The 4778-nt window shown below is 65.1% G+C and carries 4 protein-coding genes; all 4 read right to left on the minus strand.

Annotation, left to right across the window (positions count from 1 at the left end; genetic code table 11):
* Positions 1 to 991 (minus strand): ABC transporter substrate-binding protein (locus Q7T64_RS11830; RefSeq protein WP_304795798.1); only part of this gene is annotated, 991 nt, incomplete at its 3' end.
* 170 nt (positions 992 to 1161) lie between these two features.
* The gene (locus Q7T64_RS11835) at positions 1162 to 1470 is read right to left on the minus strand and encodes a non-heme iron oxygenase ferredoxin subunit (RefSeq protein ID WP_304795800.1); all 309 of its coding nucleotides are present in this window, start codon (positions 1468 to 1470) and stop codon (positions 1162 to 1164) included.
* Between the two features lie 61 nt (positions 1471 to 1531).
* Positions 1532 to 3880 (minus strand): xanthine dehydrogenase family protein molybdopterin-binding subunit, encoded by a 2349-nt coding sequence (locus Q7T64_RS11840; protein WP_304795802.1) that lies wholly within the window; start codon positions 3878 to 3880, stop codon positions 1532 to 1534.
* Positions 3877 to 4778, minus strand: a 902-nt coding sequence (locus tag Q7T64_RS11845; protein WP_304795804.1) for a xanthine dehydrogenase family protein subunit M, incomplete at its 5' end; no start/stop codon positions are given. The genes Q7T64_RS11840 and Q7T64_RS11845, both read right to left, overlap by 4 nt.

The raw sequence follows: 4778 nt of genomic DNA on the forward strand, positions 1-4778 counted from the left end.
CGCTGTCGGTGGAGCCTGCCTTCTTGATACCGGCCGCCAGCGAAACGATTGCGCCATAGCCGATGATCGTGCCAGCCCTTGGGTAATCATTGAAGCGCTTCTGGTAATCGGCCAGGAAGGTATTGTGCGCCGGCGTATTGATGCCGTAATACGGATAACCGGTCACATACCAGCCGGCCGGTGTTTCATCCTTCAGCGGGTCGAGGAATTCAGGCTCGCCCAGGAACAGGTTGAACACGGCCTTGTCCTTGAACAGTCCACGCGTATTGCCTTCGCGCACGAACTTCGCCACGTCAGCCCCGAACAGCGCGCTGAAGATGGCGTCCGGCTTCATGTCCATCAGTGCCTGGGTGGCGGCTGCTGCATCGATCTTGCCCAGCGGGGTTGCCTGCTCGCCGACGAATTCCACATCCGGCTGTGCCGCCTTGAGCAATTTCTTGAAGCTGGCGACGGCGGACTGGCCGAACTCGTAGTTCGGATAAATGACGGCCCAGCGCTTCTTCTTCAGCGCTGCGGCTTCCGGCACCAGCATGGCAGCATGCATGTAGGTCGATGGCCGCAGGCGGAAGGTGTACTTGTGGCCGTTGTCCCAGACGATCTTGTCCGTCAGCGGCTCGGAAGCCAGGAAGAATACTTTTTTCTGGCGCGAGTAATCCGTCAGCGCCAGGCCGATATGCGACAGGAAGCTGCCGGTCAGCACATCCACCTTCTCGCGCGTGACCAGCTCTTCGGCCATGCGCACCGCGTCGCCCGGATTGGCGTTGTCGTCGCGCGTGACGAGCACCACTTTCTTGCCCAGCAGGCCGCCCGACGCATTGATCTGCTCGACGGCCAGCTCCATGCCCTTCTTGTACGGCTCGAGGAATGCAGCCTGCGCCTTGTAGCTGTTGATCTCGCCGATCTTCAGCACCTGCTGCGCTTGTGCGGCCCACGAAAATCCTGCGGCCGCCAGTGCAACGCTTCCCTGCAATAACGATAGACGAAGTCTCATTTCAAGCTCCTGTTGGATCTTCCCTCGCGGGAAGTTGAATCACGAATTGAATCAGCGATCGTTCCGGTACGGCTTTTCTGCTTGTCGCTGTTGGCTTTGCTGGTGCTGCTTGCTGCGCTTGCTGGTTACGCTTGCTGGTTAGGCTTTGCCGGCATCCTGCCCGCCGGCATTCAATCCACTGCGACGAAGACACTGCCGCCGTCGATCTTGATCGGGTACACCTTCAAGGGCTCCTTGACCGGGCCGCCGCAGGCCTCGCCGGTCTCGATGCTGAAGCGCCCGCCGTGCAGCGGACATTCAATGCAATCGCCATCGACATAACCGTCGGTCAGGTAGGCATGCTGGTGAGTGCAGACGTTGCCGGTGGCGAACAGCTTTTCGCCCAACAGGAACAAGGCGATCTCCTCGTCGTTGACGCCGACCGCGAACGGCACGCCGTCGGCCAGCTCGCTCAGTTCGGCCACCTTGTGCCAGCTCATGGCGTCACCCGTGAACTGGCGCAGGACGGAAACAGCAGCGACAACGGATTGCTCGGGCGCATCAGGTTTTTTCCTTTGTTTGATTGGTTTGACCTTGCAGGTCGGCGGCGCGGCGCACCGCGTCCAGGATCATCGGCGGGCGCACCGGCAGGGAAAACAGCGGCTGTTCATGGCCGCTGCGCCCAGGCGCGATGGCGTGTGCCAGGGCATTGACGATGGCCGGCGCAACGGCGATCACGCCACCTTCGCCGATGCCGCGCACGCCCAGCGGATTGGTAGTGGGAATCGAGCTCATGTGGCCGAGCCGGATGCGCGGAATTTCCGGCGCAGTCGCCACCAGGTAATCGGCCAGCGTGCCGGTCTGGAGCTGGCCGTCGCTGTCGTACAGCACCTCGGCCAGCAGCGTGCAGCCGATGCCTTCGGCCACGGCGCCGACCACCTGGCCTTCCACCACGCGCCCATTGAGCACCCGTCCGGCGTCATGCATCACGTAGTAATCCAGCACGCGGGCAAAGCCGGTGCGCGGATCGAGCGCAACGCGGGCGGCGTGGATCGACAAGGCAAACGTCAGCTTGTTCTTGCTGTCGTACACATATTGTTCTTCCAGCGCCGGCTCGCCGGCAAACAGCCGGCCCGCGGGCCCGACCGCCTGCGCCACCTCGGCCAGCGGCACGCTGCCTGGCTGGCCGTCGCTGCGGGCGACGACGCCGCCGGCAATCGTCAGCAGCGCCGGCTCGCAATCGAGCAAGGCGGCGGCATGCTGCAAGACTCTGGCGCGCATGCGGGCGGCAGCGCCGGCCACGGCATTGGCGCCCATCACGGCGCCGCGGCTGCCGAACGCGCCGCGTCCGAAGGCCAGCATGTCGGTGTCACCCAGGTCGACCGTCACATCGTCGATCGATACGCCCAGTATGTCGGCGCAGACGCGGGCATAGGTGGTGAACTGCCCCTGCCCCTGTGAACTCATGCCCGACCAGACCCGCACCGCACCGGTGGGCTCGATCCTGATGCGGGCCGATTCGAAATTGATGAAACCGGTCAGCTCCAGTCCGCAGGCCAGTCCCCAGGCCGCACGCTCGCCGCCTGGCAATTGTTCGACCTCGCGGCTGTAGCCACTTTCTTCCACCGTACGCGCCAGCATCTGCGGATAGTCGCCGCTTTCCAGTTCGCCGTCGGTCGCACCGCCCGGCACCCAGTTCGGATACGGGAAGTCCTGCGGCCGCACGATATTGGCTGCGCGCAGTGCGCCCGGGCTCATTTCCAGATCCTTGGCCACCAGGTCGAGCAGGCTCTCCATCGCGAAACTGGCCTCGGGCTGCCCCGCACCGCGATAGGTTGCCAGCGGTGTCTTGTTGGTGCCCACGCACACCACATCGACGCTGGCGTGTTCAATGCGGTACGGCCCGACGATCATTGCGGCCGCCACTTCAGCGGTGATGATGCCGCTGGTGAAGACATACGCACCGACATCGACCAGCATCTGCGCCTTCAAGGCCAGCAAGCGGCCGGCGCTGTCGTAGCCGAGCGTCAGTTCGGTTTCGATGTCGCGCGAATGCGTGGTGGCCTGCATGTGTTCGAAGCGATCTTCTATCCACTTCACCGGACGGCCCAGCAAGCGACTGGCATGGCTGACCACGATGTCTTCCGGATACGGGCGCGACTTGGAACCAAAGCCGCCGCCGACGTGCTCGGCAATCACCCGCACGGCCGACTCCGGCAGGTCGAGCATGGCCCCCAGGTTCTGGCGCAGGCTGTAGTGGGTCTGGATCGAGGTCCACACGCACAAGGTGTTTTGCAGCGCATCGAATTGCGCCACGCAGCCGCGCGTCTCCAGCGGCAAGGGTACTTGCCGGCCGAAGCGAAAGCGCCGCGTGATGCTGCGCTCGCAGCCGGCGAGCTGGCGGTCCGGGTCGCCACGGCGGCGGTCGAAACGGGCGGCGACGTTGTTTTCCCAATCCGGGTGCAGGCGCGGCGCGCCATCGGCCATCGCCACGCCGGTGGTCGCCAGCGCCGGCAGGGACTCGAAGCGCACGTCGACCAGCGCCGCCAGGTCTTCTGCCACATAGCGGTCGCGCGCCACCAGGAAGGCAATCGGCTCGCCAACGAAACGCACCGTGTCGCCGGCCAGGAACGCCGGCAAGCCGCCGCGGATGTTGGGATTGGCATAGCGCAAGATGAAGTTGCGGCCGGTGAATGGCAGGTCCGCGCCAGTCAGCACCAGCAGCGCACCGGCAGCCAGCGCTGCGCTGCTATCGATACTGCGGATGCGGGCATGCGCCTGCGTGCTGCGGATGAACACGCCATGCAGCATGCCGTCCAGGTGCACGTCGTCGGTAAAGCGCGTGCGCCCCTGCATCAGGCGCGCATCTTCCTTGCGCAGGTCCATCGGCATGGCGTGCGCCTCGCTCATGGCAGCACCTCGCGCACGCAATCATTGAGCAGCACCGCCGCCAGCACCCGCCGATAGTCTGCATCGGCCTGGTTGTCGGTCATCGGTTCCAGTCGCAGCAGTTCCTGCTGGATCAGGGTGTCGAGCGCAGGCAGCGCGCTGCGGCCGGCGCGCATGGCCTGGGACAGCGTCGCGCAAAAATAGGGCGTCGGATTGACGCCGCCCAGCGCCACCCGCAATTGGCCGCCATCGGTGGGCACAAACTGCGCTGCCGCCGCGGCGATCGCAAAGTCGCCATGCCGCCGCGCATATTCGCGAAAAGCGACCCGCGTGCCAGGCGCTGCGACCGGAATCGCCACGGCGGTCAGCACCTCGTCATGCGTCAGGCCAGTGGTCATCATGCCCTCGAAAAAATCGCTTGCTGCAATCTCGCGCTGGCCGCGGCTGCTCACCACCGACATGCGCGCCTGCAAGGCCAGCATCACCAGCGGCAGTTCGGCCGAGGGATCGGCATGCGCCAGGCTGCCGCCGACCGTGCCGCGGCTGCGCGTCTGTATATGACCGATATGCGGCAGCGCCGCCGCCAGCAAGGGGGCATGCCGGCCAATCAGCGGCTGGTCGAACAGGGATTGCTGACGCGTCATGGCGCCGATGTGCAGCCAGTCGCCATCGAGCCGAACGCCATCCAGTCCGGCCACGCGATTGAGGTCGATCAGGTGTTCGAATCCGACCAGCCTCAAATTCATCATCGGCACCAGGCTCTGGCCGCCGGCCAGCAGGCGCGCATCCATGCCATGTGCATCCAGCAGCGCCAGCACGGACTGCATGTCGCGCGGCCGGTGCAGCGCGAAGGGCGCCGGCTTCATTGCGCCCCCTGTTGCTGGCGCAGCGTGGCAATCACCGCCATGGCGGCATCGAC

Source organism: Lacisediminimonas sp., assembly GCF_030645335.1.
Lineage (GTDB): Bacteria > Pseudomonadota > Gammaproteobacteria > Burkholderiales > Burkholderiaceae_D > Lacisediminimonas.